This is a genomic window from Desulfobaculum sp., assembly GCF_054921475.1.
The window spans coordinates 1-19883 of sequence record NZ_JBUDSW010000031.1 but is presented as its reverse complement, the minus strand read 5'-3'; the positions used below and the strand labels follow the sequence as shown (position 1 = coordinate 19883).

Here is a 19883-nt window from a genome sequence, read left to right as displayed (position 1 = left end):
CGCTCCTTCGCAAGGGCCGTGAGCTGGGTGAGCAGGACCGGGATGGGCAAAATGCCAAGAAGCTTGCCGTCCTGAAGGATAATGGCGGCCTCGCACAGGGATGCGCCGGTGCGGTCGGTCATGCGCTGGGCGGCTTGGGTCAGGGGCGCGCCCGCATCAAGGATGACCGGGGCGCTGGGCGCAAGGGTGGAGACCGGACGGTCCAGAAGCAGCGCTTTGTCCTGCTCCGCGCAGAGGGCGGCGTCCAGCCCCGCGCGGGACAAAACGCCCACGGGGCCGCTGTCTCCGGCGAGGACCACCGTGCCGTAGGGCGGCGCGTCGGCCAGCAGGTCCAGCGCGTCGCGCACGGGCGCATCCGGCGCCAGAGTTGTGGCAGGCTGGACATAGCCGCGTACTGCGTGGGCGGAGTCCTCTACGGCGTCCGTAGAGCCCACCACTTGATAGGTCTGAATGGGGTGGGGGATGCCCTTCACGGTGATGGGCGGCTTGGGGATGCAGTGGATGTCGTCCTTCACCAGCGACCATGTTTCGTGGGAAATGAGAATCTGGTCCGGCAGGGCGTTTTGCTCAAGGCGCGCGGCCACGTTCACCTGTCCGCCAATGATGGTGTAGTCCATGCGCTTGCGCGAGCCAAAGTTGCCCACCGTGCAAAAGCCCGTATTGATGCCCATGCGCACCTGAAAGGGTGTCTCCACGCCGTGCTGGAACCACTCCCGCTGGAGCTCCTCCAGTGCGCCGCGCATTTCAAGGGCCATGTTCAGGCAGGCGCGGGCGTCCTCGGCCACGCCCTTGGACATGGGGTCGCCAAAGAAGATGAGAATGGCGTCGCCGATGAATTTGTCGATGGTGCCGCCGTGGGCCATGGCAATGGAGGACATGCGGTCAAGGTAGCTGTTGAGGAGGACGGTCATGTCCTCGGGCTCCAGCCGCTCCGTGGTGGCGGTAAAATCCACAATGTCCGAGAGGAAAATGGTCAGCTTTTTGCGGCCGCCGCCGATTTGCACATCCTGCTTGCCGGAGAAAATGGACTCGTACACCTGCGGGGAAAGGTATTTTCCCAGCTTGGCCGACAGCATGGTCAGGCGGTCGGTCTGCTCCTTGAGGGCCAGTGTGGACGCCACGCGCCGCAGCACCACGGGGGGGCTGATGGGCTTGGTGATAAAATCCACCGCCCCCAGCTCAAAGCCGCGGATTTCGTCCTCCATCTGCGTTTTGGCGGTGATGAAGATGACCGGGATGCCCTGGGTCTTGGGGTTGGCCTTGAGGCGCTGGCACACCTCCCAGCCGTCCATGTCCGGCATCATAACGTCAAGGAGCACAAGGTCCGGGACTTCGGCCTCGGCCACTTCCAGCGCGGATGCGCCATCAAGGGCAACAAGCACTTCGTACCGCTCGCCCAGTATCTCCATCAGGATGTCGATGTTGGTGTCGGTGTCGTCCACGACGAGGATGTTGGCGCGGGCGTCGTCGGTCATCATGGTTCTACCCCTCAAGCTTGGCGATGATGTCGTCCACGGTCGTCAGTGCGTCTGCGAATTTGTAGCGTGATATCTGGGTGCCCAGCTGCGCGATGTCGCCGTGCAGGGACTGCGGCCAGACGAGGTGTTCAAGTTCGGCGAACTTTTCCTTGCTGGGGCGCGGCTTGCGCGAAGACAGCGGCGCCTTGATGCCGTCAAGGGCCTCAAGGAGCGATTCCACAGCGGTGGGCGGGCCGTGCGCCGCTGTGGGCTGGGCCGGGGCCTCGGTGTGCAGGCCCGCTAGCGTTGCCACTGCCGCAGCAAGTGCATCAGCAAAGGCGTCGACCTGCGCGGCCTGCGGCGTTGTTGCGCCGTCCTTGATGGCGAATTCCACGGCCTTGGCCGCAGACGAAAGCGCGTCGGCCCCAAGGTTGCCTGCCGCGCCCTTTACGGTGTGGGCGAGACGTTCGGCGTCTGCTGTGTTGCCGTCCGCCAGCATGTCGCGGATGCGCTGGGCCGCGTCTGCGTGGTCTGTGCGCAGTTTGATGAGCAGGGAGTGGTAGAGCGCGGCGTTGCCGCCAACGCGGGTCAGCCCTGCGTCCATATCAAAGCCGGGAAGGGCGTCCGGCAAAAGGGCGGCGTTGTCCTGCCCGGGCGGCGTGGCTGACGACGGAGCGGGAGCCTCGTCCGTACCGTGGCCTTCGTGGGGAATCCACTGGATAAGGGTGGTGTACAGCGCGTCCGGGTCGATGGGTTTGGTGACGTGGTCGTTCATGCCGCGTTCAAGGCTCTTGTCGCGGTCCCCGGCCATGGCGTGGGCGGTCATGGCAATGATGGGCAGGTGCGCAAAGCGCGCCTCGGCGCGCAGGGCCGCCGTGGCTTCAAAGCCGTCCATCTCCGGCATTTGGATGTCCATGAGGATGGCGTCAAAGTCGCCGCTGCGCGCCTTGTCCACCGCGTCGCGCCCGTTGCTGGCCACGGTAACGGCAAGCCCTGCCTGCTCTAGAAGTTCCGTCGCCACCTGCTGGTTGATGTCGTTATCCTCGGCCAGCAGCACCCGCGCTCCGGCGATGGTGCGGCGCGCTTCGTCCAACATGCCGACGCTTTCGCTCAGGCGCGAGGTGGCCTCCGCGCGCTCGCCGAAGACTTCCATAATGGTATTGAACAGCACGCTCTGCCCCACGGGCTTGATAAGGAAGCCTTCCAGCCCAATATCCTCGGCCTGCTGCATAACTTCCTCGCGCCCGTAGGCCGTGACCATGATGATGGTTGGGGTCTTTGGCAGGTTGCGGTGCGACTTGATGCGGCGGGAGGTTTCTATGCCGTCCATCCCGGGCATGTTCCAGTCCATGAGCACCAGTTTGTAGGGCTCTGCGGCGGTTTCCAGCTTATCCAGCGCTTCCGCCCCGGACGAGGCGATATCCACGGCAAAGGAGAAGCTCTCCAGCATGCTGCGCAGGATTTCCTGCGAGGTGGTGTTGTCGTCCACCACAAGGATGCGCAGGTCCTTGAAGTCGTCCTTGACCACAAAGCGGCGCTGGCGCGGCACCTCGTGCAGGCCAAAGCGGGCCGTGAACCAGAAGGTGGAGCCTTCGCCGGGCTGGGAGTCCACGCCGATGTCGCCGTCCATCATATTCACGAGGCGCTTGGAGATGGTCAGCCCAAGGCCGGTGCCGCCGAATTTGCGCGTGGTGGAGGTATCCGCCTGCGTAAAGGCGGTGAAGAGCTTGGCGCGCTGGGCCTCGGTGAGGCCGATGCCCGTATCCGCAACGCCAAAGCGCAGCATGATGGCGTCGTCCGTGCGTTCCACTACGCTGGTGGTGATGACGATTTCCCCGTGGTCCGTGAATTTGACGGCGTTTCCGGCAAGGTTGATGAGAATTTGCCCAAGGCGCAGCGGGTCGCCCACAAGGCCGAAGGGGACGTCCGTTTCGGTGCGGAACAAGAGCTCCAGCCCCTTTTCCTGCGCGCGTACGCTGACGAGGTTGGCAAGGTTGTCCAGCACGTCCTCAAGGTGGAAGGGGATATGCTCGATGTCCAGCTTGCCCGCCTCAATTTTGGAAAAGTCCAGAATGTCGTTGATGATGCGCAGCAGCGCCTTGGCGGACATGTCGATTTTGTTCACGTAGTCGCGCTGCTTGCGCGACATGTCCGTTTGCAGGGCCAGATGGCTCATGCCGAGGATGGCGTTCATGGGGGTGCGGATTTCGTGGCTCATGTTGGCAAGGAAGTCCGACTTCGCCTTGTTGGCGTCGTCCGCGGCTTGTCTGGCGGCAGTGAGTTCGCGTTCCATCTCCTTGAGGGTGGTGACGTCCACGGCCAACCCGCAGATGCCATACACCTTGCCCCGGTCATCCACGAGGGGAACCTTGGTGGTGAGGTACGCGTGCACGGTGCCGTCGGGGTGGGGGACTTCTTCCTCAAATTCCGTAATCTGGCGCGTGCGCATAACGTCCCGGTCCACGGCCACGATGGCGTCGGCGACCTCGGGTGGGAAGACCTCATGGTCCGTTTTGCCCGTGATGGCCTCCTTGGTGAGGCCGGTGGCGCGGGTGTAGTAGTCGTTGACCAGCAGGTGGCGGCCATCAAGGTCCTTCATAAGCACCACGGCTTGCATCGTATCGATGACGGTTTGCAGCAGGTCCGTGGATTCGCGCAGGTTGCGTTCCATCTCAAGGCGCTGGGTGATGTCGTGGAAGACGATAACCGCGCCGATGGGGGCGCCATCGCGCTCGATGGGCGCGGCGGTGTACTCCACGGGGAAGTTGGTGCCGTCCTTGCGCCACAGCACTTCGTCCACGATGCGCTGGGGCGCGCCGGTGGTGAAGGCGAGGTGCATGGGGCATTCGTGCACGTTGTAGGTGCTGCCATCGGGGTGGGAGTGGTGGATAAGGGCGTGGATGTTTTGGCCGTAGATGTCCTCTGGGGCGTAGCCCAGCATGTTCAGCGCGGCCTGATTGATGAACAGCGTGGTGCCGGTGTTGTCCACGCCAAAGATGCCTTCGCCAACGGATTCCAGAATATTTCTGGTGCGTTCCTCGGCCTCGGCCAGCGCTGTTTCCTGCGCTTTGCGGTCTGTAATGTCGCGCACGGTGCCAACGGCGAACCATTCCCCGGCAATCTGGAAGGAGGCAATGGCGATTTCCACGGGGAAGAGCGCGCCGTCACGGCGCAGGGCTGTTTCTTCGCTAATGCCGCCGATGACTTTGCCCTGCCCTGTTTGGGCAAAGGTCTGAAGCCCAGCGTAGGCGGCCTCGCGGTGCTCCTGCGGCACGAAGAGGGCGTGCATGTCTTGCCCAAGGGTTTCCTCGGCGGAGAAACCAAACATCTGTTCCGCCGCGCTGTTCCAAAAGCGCACGTGTCCTGTGGAGTCGAGCATGATGACCGCGTCGAGGGAGGCATCGGACATGGCGCGGATTTGCTCCTCGCTGCGCTCCAGGTCCATGGTGCGCTCGCGCACGCGGTCTTCCAATTCGTCGCGGGCCGCGATGAGGGCCATGCTGCTGCGTTCGCCAAGGAGCAGGGTAAACAGCGTGGCGCCGGAGGCGAGAAAGAGCGTGGCCCCAACGGTGAGCAAAATGCCCCAGCGCATGCTGGTAAAGGTGGCGTAGGCTTCCGCGTGGTCCTGCTCTGTGGCGATGCCGATGCCAAGCTGGGCGTCCCATGACCACACCCCCACCACGTGCGAGCCGCGGTAGTCGGTGTAGCCCTTGAGGTCCATGCCGCTGCTGCCCTGCGTGGCGCTGGCCGCCATGCGCGTGAGGGGCGCGGGGGTAACGCCTGTGCCGGGCGCGTGCAGGGTGATGTTCAAAATGCTGGTGGCGTTCTCCGCCAGCAGGCCTATGTCTTCCAGCTCGCGCTGGAAGCGGCTTTGCGAGAGCATGACGCCTTTGCGATTAAAGGCGTAGCTCTCGCCCGTGCGGCCCATCCTGCCGGATTGCATAATCTGCGAGAATTCACTCATGGCGTCGATGCGGAGCACCAGCACGGCAATGCCCGAACCGTCCGGCCCGCGGACCGGCGCGGCGTAGCCCATGGGCACGGGCTGGGAGTCAGTGAGGGCCGTACTGGGGCTGATGGGCGGCAGGAAGACGGTTTCACCCGAAAGGGCGCGCGCCAGCAGGCTGGCCTGCGCGTTGGCAATGGGGCTTGTGGTGCCGAGGGGCGCGTTGTCCTGCGCGGCAATGATGGTGCCGTGCGGGCTGATGAGGTGGAAGCCAAGGGTCTGGTGCAGGGCGGTGGTGTCGGCAAACAGCGTGCGGATGGCCTGCTGCGACTTGGACGCGGCAAGGGTGCCCGGCAGGTGGGGCATGGCCAGGAGCGCTCTGGCGCCGCTGCGGACGGATTCCGCCCCGGCAAGGGTTTCGGTGATGCCCCGGTGGCGCTGGGCCAAGGCGTTGAGGCGGTCCACAACGCTGGAGTGCACGGCGGTGAGGTTGTCTGCGATGGCGTCGGCCACGCGGTTGCGGTTGTACTCAAGGATGAACCACGCCAGCGCCGTGACCATGACGACAAGCAGCAACACGCCCGCAATCATCATGCTTCTGATGCGCCGTGAGCCAAGCCCAGAGGCAAGGGCGTCCTCGGAGACGGCGCGCAGGCTGATGCGGATGAGGTAGAACATCCCCGCAAACAGCACCACAATGCCAAGCCCCAGCATCCAGATGCGCAGGGTTTGGTCCTCCGTGCGGATGTCGAAGACCGTGCGGTTGCCGCTGGAGTCCAGCAGGCCAAGGTCGCCAATCCATTGGTCGTGGATTCTGGCGTTCTCCGTGGGGGTGATGGCGTCCATGCCCTTTTGGATGATGTCGCGCAGGATGGCGCTGTCTCGTGGTACGGCAATGTGCAGGGCCACCTCGAAGGTCTCGGGCGGCAGTCCGCCTGTGAGGGTGAGATTCATCAGCGAGTTGCGCCGGATGAGGTAGGCCGCCTCGTTTGCGCCGCCAAGGGTGGCGTCGGCCTTGCCGTCGGCCACGGCCTTCAGGCAGGCCAGCAGGCTGTTGTAGAACTCCATGCGGATGTCCGGATAATCCCGGGCCAGCACTTCCTGCTCGTAGAAGCCTTTGATGACGGCCATGGTTTTGCCGCGCATGGCGTCGAGAGAGGTGGCGGCGGTGTTGTCCCGGCGGTGGATGAGGACGGAGGGGTATTTGATGTAGGGGCGGGTGAAGGCGAAGTCCTCGCGCCGGGCGTCGGTCTCTACGATGTTGAGCAGCACGTCCAGTTCGCCGCGCCGCGCCATGTCCATAAATTCGTCCCAGCGGGGGCCGGAGATGTACTCAATGGTCAGCCCCAGCTTTTGGGCCACAAGGTTCATGTAGGCGACGGAGTAGCCCTTGGGCTTGCCGCCTTCGTTGTAGTTTTGGGGCGGCCAGTTCATTTCATTGTGCACGCGGATGACGGGGTTGCGGGACAGGTAGTCCTGTTCGGCGGGCGTCAGCTGGATGGGCGCGCCCTGCGCGGTGGTGGAGACGGTGCCGAACCAACGCCGTTCCAGCCGGGCCATATCTTCATCGGTAATGGAACTGAGGCCCTTTTGCAGGATGGAGTGCAGCTGCGGCCAGTCCTTGCGCACGGCAAAGCGGTAGCGCGGGTCGCGGTCCCCGGCCGGGATGTCGGCTTCGGCCACGGGGATGATGTTGGTGAGGGTAAAGCGGCGGATAAGGTAATGCGCCACGGCGCTATCAATGACGGTGGCGTCGCCGCGTCCGATAGCCAGCCCCTTGAGGATGGCCTCATAGGTGGGCAGGTACTGGACGTCCGCATCCGGGACGGCCCGCGAGATGTACTCGCCAACGGTGTCCCCCCGCGAAAGCAGTACGCGCTTGCCCGCAAGGTCCTTAAGGGCGTTGACGCCCTTGACGTCGCTGCGCACAAAGATGGCGTTCACCACTGACTTGTAGGGCGATGTGAACAGAAAATGCCGCGTGCGCTGTGGCGTGTAGAAGATGGTGTGCACGAGGTCCAGCTTGTCGGTTTTGCCCATCTGGACCAGATTTTCCCACGTATCCTTCACAAAGCGCAGCTGCAACCCCGTGCGCGCGGCGATGATGCGCAGCAGGTCCACGGAAAAGCCCGTGGGGTGGCCGTTTTCACGAAAATCAAAGGGGGCGTAGTCTGGCTCGCTGGAGACGGTAATCTCCGGGTGGGTGCTCAGCCACATGCGCTCTTCATAGTTGAGGCGTACCGTCTCCGCCGCGGTGCGTTTTTGTCCCGTCCACTTGGCAAGGATGGCAAGCTCCTCACCAAGGCTGATGCTGGCAAGAGCCTTGTTGAGCAACGGTGGGAGGCCGGGCAGGTCCTTGCGCACGCCAATGGCGAGGATGGAGGCGTGCCCCGGCATGGTGGAGTGGACCGCAAGGTTGGTCAGAAGCTGTTGGGCAATGATGTACATGGCCACCGCGCGGTTGCCGATATAGGCCTCTGCCTGCCCCTGCGACACGGCCATCAGGCAGGCCGCTGTGTTGGGGAATTCCTTAATGGTGATGTCTGGATGCGTGCGCCGGAAGTGCGTGACGCCAAAGAACCCCTGCTCAAGGGCAAGGGCCTTGCCGCCAAGGGCGTCCGGCGAGGAATAGCGCGGTCCGTTGGTGCGGGCGATGAGGACATGCGGCACCGTCAGGTAGGGCGCGGTAAAGTCCAAGAACTCCGCCCGCTCGGGCCTAGGCGTCACATCCATGATGGCGTCCAGCGCGCCCGACTGCACGGCCGCCATGTTGTCCTTGAAGGGCGCGGGAGTGATGTCAAAGGTGATGCCGAGGCGCTTTTCGATAAGGCGCAGATAGTCCACGCCAATGCCCTCCGGCGCGCCGGAGGGGGATGCCGCGTTCATGGGCGGCCAAGCGTTCATGATGCCGATGGAGATGCGCGGATGCTTGGCAATCCACGCAAGGTCGGCCTCGGAGAGGGAGAGGGCGTCTGCTTGCCACGGCTGGGCAAGCGCATTCAGGCTGGCCCCGCAAAGGGCCGCCAGAACCATGATGGCGCAGGCGATGGGGCGCACGCGGCGCAGCCACAAGGCAAAAAGAGAATGCATCTTCAAATTCATACAGTATTTTGAGGCACGTTGGAACGCTTTTGCGCGGAGAATTGCGTGCAGTGGAAAATGCCAATGAATGAAAGAGAGCATGATATGCCGGGGCATTGCGGGAAAAGTTCGGAAAATCTATTGCAAGGTATAAAGTTTGCCCGATTGTCGCCGATACGATGCATAGTGCGGAGAAATACGTGCATTTTTACAAGGAAGGGCACAATGAATATTGCAGGCATCGGATCGTCCCCCACCCATTTTTATATGGGACAGGCTCCGGCCACCACGCAGGCCGGAGAGGGCGGAGCGCAGTCTCTGGCCGGCATGCTTGCGTCGCCTACGGAGAACGTGGGGACGCCCGGAAGCATGCTTGCCGGAAACTTTGTGCAGAGCGGTGAGCAGACCTCCCGCTACCTGAAGGGCATGATGATGGGGTTCGAGGTACAGAATCAGTACAAGAACACCATGAGCAGCATGATCGAAACCTATCAGATTCAGGCCAGCGTTGACCCGGGCAGCTATGCCTCCCGCACCCTCGCCGGGCAGAGGGCCGAACGCGCCGTGGAGGAGATGGGCAACCGCGATGTTGCGAGGTCCGCCAACGAGCGTATGGAAGGGGAGCGCAAGGACGACGCCGAGCGCGCCGAACGGCGGCGCGAGGCCCCGGCGCAGCCTGAGGGCGCACCAAAGGCCAATGCCAAGAAGGCTGGTGACGCCCCCAAGGCCGAAACCCCTTCACTGGATGTTGTCGTGTAGCGCGCCAGATGACGCCAAAGCCCAAAGGGACGCTGACCAGCGTCCCTTTTTTTGTGCCCGCCTGACGCGTTGACAGGGCGGGGGCGACCCTTTATTCGAGAGTGAACATTCATTCACCGAAAAGGAGCGCCCATGGCACGACCGGCAGTAAAAAAGCGCGACATAGAGCAGGCGGCAATTGCGCTGTTTGCCACCAAGGGACTGGCCCGCACCACCATTAAGGACATCGCGGGCGAGGCTGGCGTGACAGAGGGCGCGCTCTACCGGCACTATAGCGGCAAGAACGAGATGGCGTGGGAGCTGTTCCGGCAGGAGATTGAGCGCTTTGCCGACGGCCTTGGCCCCCGCCTGTTTGAAGAAGGCGCAGGCGCTGCGGCCCGGCTGGAGCGCAGCGTCCGGTTCATCTTTTCCTATTACCATGAGCATCCTGTGGAGTTTGCCTTTATCATGCTCACCCAGCACGGATTCCCCGAGGAGCAGGCCATGCCCGCAGAGGTGAACCCCAATGACATGACCGTGCGTTTTGTGCGCGAGGCCATGGACGACGGGGCCGTGCCCGACGGCGACGCCGCCCTGTACGCCGGGCTGGTCATGGGGGTGGTGCTCCAGCCGCTGGTGATGCACCGCTACGACCGCCTGCGCCTGACCCCGGCGGTGGTGGACGCCGTTGTTGCCGCAACCGCGCGGGTTTTGCAGCTCTCCGCAGACTAATCCGTCCCACATATCGCGGCCAATCAGCCGCCACACGGGAAAAGCCCTTGACCGCGTGGCGGTCTGCCCGTATTAGTAAGTCAACGTTTACTTACAAACAAGGCGAAAGGAAGTCCGGCGCGGGTGCGCCGGGCGTGGGGAAAGGGCGGAGAAGCCCGCCGCTGGCCCCGATTGGGCGCGCCGCTGCGCGCCAGAGCCTTGGCAACGTGGTATCATGCCCATGCGCCTGCCTGCTGTGGCGGCGCGGCAAAGCCCCGTGTTGCAGGAATTCGCAGTTTCCTCTACCAGAGGGGATTTCCGCACGTATTCCCATCCCGGGCAGGCACAAGAAAGGAACGAGAGCATGCAGAGTATTTGGAAGATTGGTGGTTTCCTGCCATATATACTGGTTGTCCTGCTGAACGCGGTGACGGATCTGGGGCACAAGATTGTCATCCAGAACACCGTGTTCAAGACGTTTTCCGGAACGGAGCAGATTGCGCTGACGGCCCTCGTCAACGCGCTTATCCTGTTGCCGTTTATTCTGCTTTTTACGCCGTCGGCCTTTTTGTCCGACCGCTACCCCAAGGACAAGGTCATCAAGGTCTGCGCCGGGCTGTCCATCCCCATTACGGTGGGCATTACGGTGTGCTACTACATGGGCCTGTTCTGGCCCGCCTTTGCCCTGACCTTTTTGCTGGCGGTGCAGAGCGCCTTCTATTCGCCTGCCAAGTACGGCTACATTAAGGAAATGACGGGCAAGGAAGGCCTTGCCCCGGCCAACGCCGCCGTGCAGGCGGTGACCATTGTGGCCATCCTTGCCGGCGCGGTCATCTTTTCCGGCTTTTTCGAGGCCTTCCTTGTCAGCGACGCCGCCACCCCGGCCGAGATTCTGCGCCAGATTGCCCCGTGCGGGTATTTTCTCATCGTTGGCGCGGTTATGGAAACGGCCATTGCCTTCAGCCTGCCCGAAAAGCAGGCGGGCGACCCGTCCTCCAAGCTGGACCTGTCCACCTATCTGCATGGCGGCTACCTGCGCGCCAACCTGAACTTGCTGCGCGGCAAGGAAGTCATCTGGCTGTCCATCATTGGCCTGATGGTGTTCTGGTCCGTGAATCAGGTGGTGCTGGCCGCCTTTGGCGCCTACCTCAAGGAAGTGACGGGCGAGATGAACACCGTGGTGGCGCAGGGGATGCTGGCTATCGGCGGCCTTGGCATCATCCTTGGCTCCGCCGTTGCGGGGCGCTGCTCGCGCAATTACATCGAGACCGGAACCATTCCCCTTGGCGCCATCGGCATGGCCGTCAGCCTGCTGCTGCTGCCGTCCATTGAGAGCAAGTTCGTCCTTGGCTCGCTGCTGTTTGTCTACGGCGTGTGCGGCGGCCTGCTCATTGTGCCGCTCAACTCCCTGCTGCAGTTTGCGGCCAGCAAGGAGAACATGGGCAAGGTGCTGGCGGGCAACAACTTCCTGCAGAACATCGGCATGCTCACCTTCCTGGGGCTGACCTTTGGCCTGTCCCATGTGGGCATTGGCAGTGTGCCGCTGTTTTATATGCTCTCCGCCGTGGTGCTGTGCGGCACCCTGTATACCCTGTACAAGCTCCCACAGTCCCTGTTCCGCTACCTGCTCCGTCTGATTTTTTCCCAGCGCTACAAGGTGTCCGTCTCCGGCATCAACAATTTGCCCTCCGAGGGCGGCGTGCTCCTGCTTGGCAACCATGTCAGCTGGATTGACTGGGCTATTTTGTCCCTTGGCGTGCCGCGCCGCATGCGCTTTGTCATGGACAAGGAAATCTACGAGCGGTGGTACCTGAAGTGGTTCCTGCGCTGGCTGGGCGTTATTCCCATCTCGGCCCGCGCCAACAAGGCCGCCCTGAAGGCCATCAGCGCCGCGCTGGAAAACGGCGAGTGCGTCGTCATCTTCCCCGAGGGCGCCATCAGCCGCAACGGCCAGCTGGGCGAGTTTAAGCGCGGCTTTCAGGGACCGGCCCGCCAGTCCAACTGCGTTATCGTGCCCTTTTACCTGCGCGGGCTGTGGGGCAGCGCCTTCTCCTTCGCCACCACGCGTTTTCGTGAGATGTCCCGCATCCGCCGCACCCGCGACGTGACCATCTGCTTTGGGGAGCCGCTGTCCTCCGAGGCCTCGGCCCTTGATGTGAAAAACGCCGTGGCGCGTCTGTCCATCGACGCGTGGAAGGAATACGCCGAAACGTTCGACACCCTGCCCGTGGCATGGCTCAAGACCGCCAAGACCTACATGGGCCGCCATGCGCTGGCGGATTCCACAGGCGCGGACCTGACCTACCGCAGGCTGCTCACCACCACGGTGCTGGCCTCGCGCATGCTGCGAAACCGCGTCCGCGGCCAGCAGAATGTAGGCCTGCTGCTGCCTGCCAGCGCGGGCGGGGCCATCGCCAATCTGGCCCTGCTCATGCGCGGCAAGACCGTGGTGAACCTCAACTATACTTCCGGCACCGACGCCATCCGCAGCGCCGTGGAGCGCGCGGAAATCCGCACGGTTGTCACCTCGCGCACCTTCCTGACCAAGCTGAAGGCCAAGGGCTTTGACCTGCGCGCCGTGCTTGAGGGCATGGACGTCTTCCTCATGGAGGACATGCGCGAGAACATCAGCAAGCGGAAGTTCATCGTCACCATGCTGGCCATGGAGGCCCTGCCGGTGTGGGTGCTGCGTCTGCTGTTTGTGCGGCGGGTGAACCTTGGCGATACGGCGGCCATCCTGTTCAGCAGTGGCTCCGAGGGCACGCCCAAGGGCGTTATGCTCTCGCACGAGAACATCATGGGCAACGTGAAGCAGGTGTCCAATCTGCTCAACGCGCAGGACCATGACGTCATCCTCGGAACGCTGCCGCTGTTCCACGCCTTTGGCCTTACCGTGACCACCTTCCTGCCGCTTTTGGAGGGCATCCCCGTGGTGTGTCACCCGGACCCGACGGATGCGCGCAATATCGGGCGCATTGTGGCGCGGCATCAGGTGACCTTCCTGTGCGCAACGCCGACCTTCCTTGGTCTGTACACGCGCAACAGGCGCTTGCATCCGCTGATGTTCGCCTCTTTGCGCCTTGTGGTGGCCGGGGCCGAGCGCCTGAGCAAGGAGACCCGCGTGGCCTTCCGGGACAAGTTTGGTCTGGAAATCTACGAGGGCTACGGCACCACGGAAACGACCCCGGTTGCCAGCGTCAATACCACAGACGTCCTCAATACCAAGGACTTCTCCGTGCAGATTGGCTCCAAGCCCGGCACCGTTGGCCTGCCCCTGCCCGGCAGCGCCCTGCGCATTGTGGACCCCGAAACGCTGGAGGACCTGCCCGAGGGCGAGGCCGGACTCATCCTCATCGGCGGCACGCAGATTATGAAAGGCTACCTTGGCGACGAGGAGCGCACCAAGAGCGTTATCGTGGAGAAGGACGGCATCCGCTGGTACAAGACCGGCGACAAGGGCCGTCTGGACGAGGACGGCTTCCTGATCATTCTGGACAGGTATTCGCGCTTTGCGAAGATTGGCGGCGAGATGGTCAGCCTGACCGCCGTGGAGGACGCCATGAACCGCGTCGCGCCCGAAGAGGTGGACGTGGTGGCCGTGGCCGTGCCGGACGCGCGCAAGGGTGAGCGCGTGGTGGCCCTTGTGAGTGGTATGGACAAGCCCGCCGCCCTCAAAGCGGCCATGCTGGAGGACGGGACCGACGCGCTGAATGTGCCGTCCACCTTCCTGAGCGTGGAGGAGATTCCCCGCCTTGGCACGGGCAAGACCGACCTTGGCGGCGCGCGCAAGATGGCGCAGGAGATGCTGGCCCGCTAGCGGCGCACCCCGCGCCGGTGAAGCAGATATGACAGCGCCCGCGCGAACGCCGTTCGCGCGGGCGCTTTTGCGTGCTAGCCCAGCTTCTCCATGCGCGACTTGTGGTAGAAGAGTTCCGCCAGCATGGGGTTGCGCTCCAGAATTTTGGACATCTGTTTGTCGTGGAAGAGGATGCGCACCCAGCCCCGGCGCAGAAGGTACAGCCCGAGGCCAATAAGGCCTGTGCACATGACGCCGATAAGGCTGAGCAGGATGACGTTGGAGGCCACGTCGTAGTACGGCGATGTTGCCACCAAAAAGGACAGGATAGCCAGCTGAAAGGCGCACAGGGAAAGACCGGAGCGCAGGGTGGTATGCGCGGTGCGCTTTTCCGCCAGAATGAGCATCAGCATTTGGAATTCAAGGTTGGGCAGGCCGGAGTCGTTTCTGTTTGGCATAGCTGTGTCGTGCGGGTTGAAGGTGCGGGGCGCGGCGGCCCGAAGTGGCGCCAGACGCGGGGTGTTGGCGGCGCAGGAAGCCATGGTAGCAGGTTGTGGCCGTGGTGTGGAGTGCCCGTCTGCGCGGCGGCCAAGGGTGGCGTATCGGCTCCGAAATAGGTATGCTACTGCGGCGAATTTGCAAAAATCCAAAGCTGACGGGCCATTAGCGCCGGACTTGCGCTTTGGTGAAAAACGACTAAGTAGGTGCGTATGCAAGTATCAAAGACACCCATAGCGATAGATGCCGAGAAGTGTGTGGCCTGTGGCCTGTGCGCCGCGGACTGTCCCCTTGGCGTGATTGTCCATAAGAAGACGACGGGAGAGGTTGGCCCGCATCCGCGCCGCGCGGAGCGGTGCTTACACTGCGGCCACTGTATGGCCATCTGTCCCACGGGCGCGGTAACGCTGACGGCCTTTGAGGGCCGCGATGCAACGCGCTTTCGCCGCAAGGACCTGCCCGGCCTCAGCGATGCCGAGGCGCTGATGCAGTCGCGCCGTTCGGTGCGCGCCTTTACGGAGCAGGCCGTGGAGCGGGATATGCTGGAGCGCCTTGTGGACCTGACGGCCTATGCGCCCTCCGGCCATAATGAGCGCCGCGTCAAATGGTCCATGGTGGCGACGCCGGAGGCCGTGCAGCGCGTGGTGGCCCACGCCGCCGACTGGATGCAGGAAAAGGTGGACGAAAAGCACCCTCTGGTGCAGCAGCTGCACCTGCGCGGTGTGGTCCGCGCCTGCCGTGCGGGCAGCGACCTCATCTGCCGCAACGCTCCGGCGCTGGCTATTGCCTACGCCCCGCGCGAGGGCGCAACCCCCGGCGAGGACGCCGTCGTGGCCGCCGCGCATATGGAGCTTGCCGCCCACGCCGCGGGCCTTGGCGCATGCTGGGCCGGGTATGTCACCCACGCCATCAACGGCCATGCGCCCCTGCGGCAGTATTTGGGCGTTCCTGAGGAGTGTGTGGTCCACGCCGTCCTCATGCTGGGGCACCCGGAGCGCCGCTTTGGCGCCATTCCGCCGCGTATGGCGCCGGATGTGCAGTGGATTGACGGCTAGTACGATATCATACGGCTGAGAAGGAACCGGGGAGTGCGAAAGCGCTTCCCGGTTTTTTTGTGACAGGGCTGGTCGCGGTTACAGCGCGGCGCGCCATCCGGGGGGACAGCGCGCCGCAGAAAAGCTGATGGGGTAGGGGCTACACGCGGTGGCCGTGCTCGGTGCGGTAGCGCAGCAGGCTGTCCACGGTGTAGACGATGACGCCCGTCCAGATAAAGGCAAAGGTCCACAGGCGCGACATGCTGAAGGGCTCGCCGTACAGAAAGACGCCAAGCAGGAACATGCCCGTGGGGCCGATGTATTGCAAAATGCCAATGGTCGTCAGGCGCAGGCGGCGCGCCCCAAAGGCAAAAGCCGCCAGCGGCAGCGAGGTAATGGCGCCCGCGCCCACCAGCAGAGCGTCCGTGGACAGCGCCACATGCCCAAGGGCGGCATTGCCCTGCGTTTCCAGCATGGCAAGGTAGGCCACGGCGGGCACGCTGAGGGCAAGAGTCTCCACAAACAGGCCGGGCAGGGCCTCCACCACCGCCACCTTGCGCACGAGGCCATACAGGCCAAAGCTCAGCGCAAGGACAAGGGCAATCCACGGCACGCGGCCAAATTCCCACAGCTCCATGAGCACGCCCGCCACGCCGAGGCAAATGGCAAAGGTCTGCATGCGCGAGAGCCTGTCGCGGAAGAAGATGAACCCAAGGAGCATGCTGACCAGCGGGTTGATATAGTAGCCAAGGCTGGCCTCGATGACATGGGCGGAATTCACGGCCCAGATGTAGGTAAACCAGTTGGCGCCAATGAGCAGGCTGGAGATGGTGAGCAGCCACGCCGTGCGCCGCGAGCGCAGGGCGGTGAGCACCTCGTTCCAGCGGCGCGAGGCCGTGAGCAGTATGGCGACAAAGGGTGCGGACCACACAATGCGGTGGCACAGGATTTCCGAAGCGGGAACGGCGTCGAGAGCTTTCCAGTAGATGGGGAGCAGGCCCCACGCGATAAAGGCGGAGGCCGCCGCGGCGAGGCCGAGGTGCGATGTCGTTTCAGGTTTCATTGACGGGGGAGTCCTTTGTGGTTGAAATGCGAACCGGCGTCCAACGGTACCGTTTGTTCGCCGCAAGTAAAGAAGAAATGCGCCGCAGGGCGGATGCTATGCCACAACATGCTGAAAAGGCGGAGAAATGAGCGACATTATACGCTGCGCGTGGGCGCGTGGCACCGAAGGAATGGTGCGCTACCACGACGAGGAATGGGGCGTGCCCGAGCACGACGACGTCCGGCTGTTTGAATTTCTCATTCTGGAGGGCGCGCAGGCGGGGCTGAGTTGGCGGACCATTTTGGAGCGCCGCGAGGGCTACCGCGCCGCCTTTGACGGGTTCGACATGGCGGCGGTGGCGGCCTTTGACGACGCGCGAATGGCCGTCCTTGCCGAAAATACGGCCATCATCCGCAACAAGGCGAAAATCCGCAGCGCCGTGAACAACGCCCGCGCCGCGCTGGCCGTGCGTGAGGAGTTTGGCTCGCTGGACGCCTACCTGTGGGGCTTTGTGGACGGACGCCCCATCCAGAACGCGTGGCGCACCATGGAGGAGGTTCCGGCGCAGACGGATATCTCTGTGGCGATGTCCAAGGATATGAAACGGCGGGGCCTTAGCTTTGTGGGGCCGACGGTGATGTACGCCTTTATGCAGTCCATGGGCATGGTGAATGATCATTTGGTAGACTGCTGGCGGTACGAGGCCGTGCGCGCGCTGGGCGAGGGCGCGTAGACGCCGGGGAGCTGGCCTTTTTGCCGGGTTCCATATGGCGCGAGCGTGTATTGCAGGCGCAGTAGGCGCGCTATGCAATGATGCGCTTTTCTTGACAAAACCGCGCAGACTTTACATGCCTTGGCTGAACATTCCGCGACCAGCGGACAAAATGGGAGACACCAATGCGCAAGATCGTCGTATCGTTTTTGGGGCGCGACTGCCCCGGCGTCCTGCATAGCCTTGCGGACCTGCTCTGCAAGCTGGACTCGAATATTGAGGAAATCACCCAGACCATCCTGCAGACGGAGTTCGCGATGATTGTCATCGCCAGCTTTCCGCAGGAGATGGGGCTGGATGAAGTGCGCGGCAAGCTGGAAAGCGGCCTTGCCTCGTACGATATGAGCTTTACCCTGCGCGAGTTTGGCGCGGACGCCGCCAGCCCCGCCCCGGAGGCCGAACCCTTTGTGGTCACCCTCATCGGCATGGACCGAAAGGGCATCATCGCGGGCGTCAGCGGCGTGCTGGCCCAGTACGGCGTCAACATCGAGAACCTGAAGGCCCTGCCGCGTACGGCGGACTCGGAGCGTATGATCATCGGCTTTGAGATTTCCCTGCCCGTGTCGGTTGATGTGGCGGAAATCCGCGCCGCGCTGGCTGCCGAGGCCGAGCGCCTTGGCCTGAGCGTGACCCTGCAGCACAGGGACATCTTCGAGGCCATGCACCGTGTTGAGCCGCTGTAGGCCCCGCACCCGAATCTTTACACAAGGATAGAACCAATGCTGACAGACCGCGAAGTGCTCAGCACTCTGAATATGCTGCGCAACGAGCATCTCGATGTGCGCACCGTGACCCTTGGCATCAGCCTCTTTGACTGCGCATGCGACGACTTTGACCGCTTTGCCGCCAAGGTGCGCGACAAAATCAGCCGCCACGCCGAAAAGCTGGTCGCCTACTGCGACGAGGTGGGCGACAAGTACGGCATCCCCGTGGTGAATAAGCGCATCAGCGTGTCGCCCATGGGCGTTGTGGGCGCGGCCTTTGGCCCCGACGAGATGGTCCGCGCCGCCTGCGTACTGGACGAAGCCGCGCGCGACGCCGGGGTGGACTTTCTCGGCGGCTTTGGCGCGCTGGTGGACAAGGGCATGACCTCGGGCGACCGCGCCCTTATCGAGGCCCTGCCCGAAGCCCTTGCCGTGACCGAGCGCGTGTGCTCCTCCATCAACGTTGCCACCTCCAAGACCGGCATCAACATGGACGCTGTGGCCCTCATGGGCGAAACCATCCGCAAGGCCGCCGACCGCACCGCCGACCGTGGCGGCATTGGCTGCGCCAAGCTGGTCGTCTTTGCCAATATCCCGCAGGACGTGCCGTTTATGGCGGGCGCCTACCTTGGCGTTGGCGAGCCTGACGCTGTGGTGAGCGTTGGCGTCTCCGGCCCCGGCGTGGTGCGCAAGGCCATTGACCGCGCCCGCGAGGCGAACCCGGAGTTCAACCTTGGCGAGCTGTCCGAGGTCATCAAGCGCACAGCCTACAAGGTCACCCGCGTCGGCGAAATTATTGGCCGCGAGGTGGCGGGCAAGCTGAACCTGCCCTTTGGCGTGGTGGACCTATCGCTGGCCCCGGCCCCGCAGGTGGGCGACAGCGTGGGCGAAATCTTCCAGAGCCTCGGCCTGTCCTCCATTGGCGCGCCCGGCTCCACCGCCGTGCTGGCCATGCTGAACGACGCCGTGAAACAGGGCGGGGCGTTTGCGTCCTCCCACGTGGGCGGGCTGTCCGGCGCGTTTATTCCGGTGTCCGAGGACCTCAACATTGCCGAGGCCGCGGCCACGGGCAAGCTGAGCCTTGAAAAGCTGGAAGCCATGACCTGCGTGTGCTCTGTGGGCCTCGACATGGTGCCCATCCCCGGCGATACCCCAGCGTCCACCATATCCGCCATCATCGCGGACGAGATGGCTATCGGTATGATCAACTCCAAAACCACCGCCGCGCGCATTATCCCGGTTCCGGGCAAGGGCGTCGGCGATAGCGTGTCGTGGGGCGGCCTGCTTGGCGAGGCCAAGATTATGGCCGTGCCGCAAATGCAGGGTTCCGAGGACTTCATTGCCCTTGGCGGGCGCATCCCGGCCCCTATCCATCAGATGAAGAACTAACGGCGCATGCGGCGGCGCTGGCCCCGCACAGGAGAAGACGATGCAGGACACCGCGACCAGAGAACTCTCATGGGCTGATTTTGAAAAGGTTGAAATCCGCGTCGGCACGGTGGTGCAGGCGGAAGCCTTCCCGGAAGCGCGGGTGCCCGCGCATAAGGTGTGGGCGGATTTTGGCGGCGACATCGGCGTGTTGAAGACCAGCGCCCGCGTGACGGACATCTACGAGCCGGAAGAGCTGGTAGGGCGTCAGGTGGTGGGCGTGGTCAACTTTCCGGTGAAGCAGATTGGTCCCATGAAGTCGGAATTCCTGCTGACGGGCTTCCACCGTGAGGACGGCGCCGTTGTGCTGGCCGTGCCTGAACGCGACGTGCCAAACGGCAGCCGCCTTGCCTAAGGCGTAAGGCGGCGCCGCAGGGCGCCTTGGTGCGCCGTGGTGGAGTCGAGTTGCCCCCTGCCTGCGTGAGCGTTGGCGGGAGGCTGGGCTTTGGCGTGGTGGCAGAGGCCTGCCCCTTGTTCCCCCCCATGTCGCCCCATGTTGTTGCCTCATGTAGCCTCATGGAGCCGCGCGTGGGCTGGGCGGGCAAAGGCTTTGGCGCGGGGCGCTGACCATCAATGGCGTGTCACCGTCGTCCATGGCCGCCTCCGCGTGCCCACGCCAGCGCGCCAGTCGCTGTGCGGCGGCGACGGAGCGCGCGCGCTCGGGGGGAGTCTG

The 19883-nt window shown here is 63.6% G+C and carries 12 protein-coding genes; 8 read left to right on the top strand and 4 right to left on the bottom strand.

Annotated elements, in window-relative coordinates; translation table 11 throughout:
- The coding region (locus tag ACY69P_RS03420; RefSeq protein ID WP_462326575.1) for an adenylate/guanylate cyclase domain-containing protein at window positions 1-1478 on the bottom strand (1478 nt) is incomplete at its 3' end.
- 4 nt (window positions 1479-1482) lie between these two features.
- Window positions 1483-8493: a transporter substrate-binding domain-containing protein gene (locus tag ACY69P_RS03415; RefSeq protein ID WP_462326574.1), complete on the bottom strand. Its 7011-nt coding sequence runs from the start codon at window positions 8491-8493 to the stop codon at window positions 1483-1485.
- A gap of 216 nt (window positions 8494-8709) precedes the next feature.
- Here ACY69P_RS03415 and ACY69P_RS03410 point away from each other — a divergent pair, with 216 nt between their 5' ends.
- The 3 genes from ACY69P_RS03410 (at window position 8710) to ACY69P_RS03400 (ending at window position 13750) form a co-directional block, all read left to right on the top strand.
- The gene (locus ACY69P_RS03410; RefSeq protein WP_462326573.1) at window positions 8710-9243 is read left to right on the top strand and encodes a hypothetical protein; all 534 of its coding nucleotides are present in this window, start codon (window positions 8710-8712) and stop codon (window positions 9241-9243) included.
- A 132-nt stretch (window positions 9244-9375) separates the two neighbouring features.
- On the top strand, window positions 9376-9954 hold the full coding sequence (locus ACY69P_RS03405) for a TetR/AcrR family transcriptional regulator (protein ID WP_462326572.1): 579 nt from the start codon (window positions 9376-9378) through the stop codon (window positions 9952-9954).
- Between the two features lie 343 nt (window positions 9955-10297).
- Window positions 10298-13750 carry an acyl-[ACP]--phospholipid O-acyltransferase gene (locus ACY69P_RS03400; RefSeq protein WP_462326571.1) on the top strand — a complete coding sequence of 1151 codons (3453 nt, stop codon included), beginning with the start codon at window positions 10298-10300 and terminating at the stop codon, window positions 13748-13750.
- A 74-nt stretch (window positions 13751-13824) separates the two neighbouring features.
- Here ACY69P_RS03400 and ACY69P_RS03395 read toward each other — a convergent pair whose 3' ends face one another.
- Entirely contained in the window at window positions 13825-14187 is a 363-nt protein-coding gene (locus tag ACY69P_RS03395; protein WP_462326570.1) for a hypothetical protein, read from the bottom strand.
- 252 nt (window positions 14188-14439) lie between these two features.
- On the opposite strand from ACY69P_RS03395, the gene ACY69P_RS03390 reads away from it, so the two are divergent.
- Window positions 14440-15282, top strand: a complete 843-nt coding sequence (locus ACY69P_RS03390) for a nitroreductase family protein (RefSeq protein WP_462326569.1) — start codon at window positions 14440-14442, stop codon at window positions 15280-15282.
- Window positions 15283-15421: 139 nt separating this feature from the next.
- Here the strand turns inward: ACY69P_RS03390 and rarD are convergent, their stop codons facing one another.
- Window positions 15422-16324, bottom strand: coding sequence for an EamA family transporter RarD (rarD, locus tag ACY69P_RS03385; protein WP_459900649.1), 903 nt, complete (start codon window positions 16322-16324; stop codon window positions 15422-15424).
- Between the two features lie 127 nt (window positions 16325-16451).
- Between rarD and ACY69P_RS03380 the strand changes: the two genes are divergently transcribed.
- The 4 genes from ACY69P_RS03380 to ACY69P_RS03365 all read left to right on the top strand — a co-directional run bounded on the left by ACY69P_RS03380 (window position 16452) and on the right by ACY69P_RS03365 (window position 19565).
- Entirely contained in the window at window positions 16452-17039 is a 588-nt protein-coding gene (locus ACY69P_RS03380) for a DNA-3-methyladenine glycosylase I (RefSeq protein ID WP_462326568.1), read from the top strand.
- Window positions 17040-17203: 164 nt separating this feature from the next.
- Complete coding sequence (locus ACY69P_RS03375; protein WP_459900651.1) at window positions 17204-17761, top strand: glycine cleavage system transcriptional repressor; 558 nt, start codon at window positions 17204-17206, stop codon at window positions 17759-17761.
- 36 nt (window positions 17762-17797) lie between these two features.
- Window positions 17798-19171 (top strand): DUF711 family protein, encoded by a 1374-nt coding sequence (locus ACY69P_RS03370; RefSeq protein ID WP_462326567.1) that lies wholly within the window; start codon window positions 17798-17800, stop codon window positions 19169-19171.
- A gap of 40 nt (window positions 19172-19211) precedes the next feature.
- Window positions 19212-19565 (top strand): tRNA-binding protein, encoded by a 354-nt coding sequence (locus ACY69P_RS03365; RefSeq protein WP_459900652.1) that lies wholly within the window; start codon window positions 19212-19214, stop codon window positions 19563-19565.
- Window positions 19566-19883: the final 318 nt, after the last annotated feature.

Coding starts and splice junctions, on each gene's coding strand:
- ACY69P_RS03415 (WP_462326574.1), bottom strand. CDS start 8,493: ATGCATTCTCTTTTTGCCTTGTGGCTGCGCCGCGTGCGCCCCATCGCC.
- ACY69P_RS03410 (WP_462326573.1), top strand. CDS start 8,710: ATGAATATTGCAGGCATCGGATCGTCCCCCACCCATTTTTATATGGGA.
- ACY69P_RS03405 (WP_462326572.1), top strand. CDS start 9,376: ATGGCACGACCGGCAGTAAAAAAGCGCGACATAGAGCAGGCGGCAATT.
- ACY69P_RS03400 (WP_462326571.1), top strand. CDS start 10,298: ATGCAGAGTATTTGGAAGATTGGTGGTTTCCTGCCATATATACTGGTT.
- ACY69P_RS03395 (WP_462326570.1), bottom strand. CDS start 14,187: ATGCCAAACAGAAACGACTCCGGCCTGCCCAACCTTGAATTCCAAATG.
- ACY69P_RS03390 (WP_462326569.1), top strand. CDS start 14,440: ATGCAAGTATCAAAGACACCCATAGCGATAGATGCCGAGAAGTGTGTG.
- rarD (WP_459900649.1), bottom strand. CDS start 16,324: ATGAAACCTGAAACGACATCGCACCTCGGCCTCGCCGCGGCGGCCTCC.
- ACY69P_RS03380 (WP_462326568.1), top strand. CDS start 16,452: ATGAGCGACATTATACGCTGCGCGTGGGCGCGTGGCACCGAAGGAATG.
- ACY69P_RS03375 (WP_459900651.1), top strand. CDS start 17,204: ATGCGCAAGATCGTCGTATCGTTTTTGGGGCGCGACTGCCCCGGCGTC.
- ACY69P_RS03370 (WP_462326567.1), top strand. CDS start 17,798: ATGCTGACAGACCGCGAAGTGCTCAGCACTCTGAATATGCTGCGCAAC.
- ACY69P_RS03365 (WP_459900652.1), top strand. CDS start 19,212: ATGCAGGACACCGCGACCAGAGAACTCTCATGGGCTGATTTTGAAAAG.